At 41.8% G+C, this 582-nt stretch carries 1 protein-coding gene; it reads right to left on the reverse strand.

The features are described from left to right. Positions 1-125 precede the first annotated feature (125 nt). Positions 126-582, reverse strand: a 457-nt coding sequence (locus tag A3756_RS23150) for a DUF1513 domain-containing protein (protein WP_156490715.1), incomplete at its 5' end; no start/stop codon positions are given.

Genomic DNA, 582 nt, shown 5'->3' on the forward strand with positions numbered 1-582 from the left:
ACATATTTGACCCCCTATTGCCTATTCCAGAAGCTCGTTACCTATGAAGTTGAGCTGTATCACAGATAGTATAGTTGAGTTTTGACTTTTAGGAGCTTGAAAAATGGACTTTTGTATTTGTGTGTTTAGGCGCTCAAGAGATGGTTATCCCAGGCAATTTTGAGGCCTGGGTTGGATAAGTTTTGACTAAGTTCTTTTGTTGTATTGTTGTAGTGGTAAAGGTTGCCTAAGCCGTTGGAAATAACAAATTCATTGTTTCGATAGCTGGTTAAACCGCAGCCATCTTTACAACGAAGACTGCTTAAATAGATTAATTGATCAAAGTCCCAAAAGGTAATCAAATCTCCTTTGGGTGAGGAAACCGCGGCAGTTTTTCCTATGGGGTCAAAACAAACGCTGCCACAATAATGCTTCATGGCATAATTAACATCATCGGGTGCCCAAAGAGGTTTGAGGTCTTTCCCTCGTTGGTGGTGGGCAACCAAGGGAACGCTGTCAGTTTTATCTCCTTGATACTGTAGTCCGATCACCACTTCATCTCTTTGGTTGATATCGATGTGACGAATGCTCAGCTGGTGGTAT

This window comes from Oleiphilus sp. HI0086, assembly GCF_001635225.1.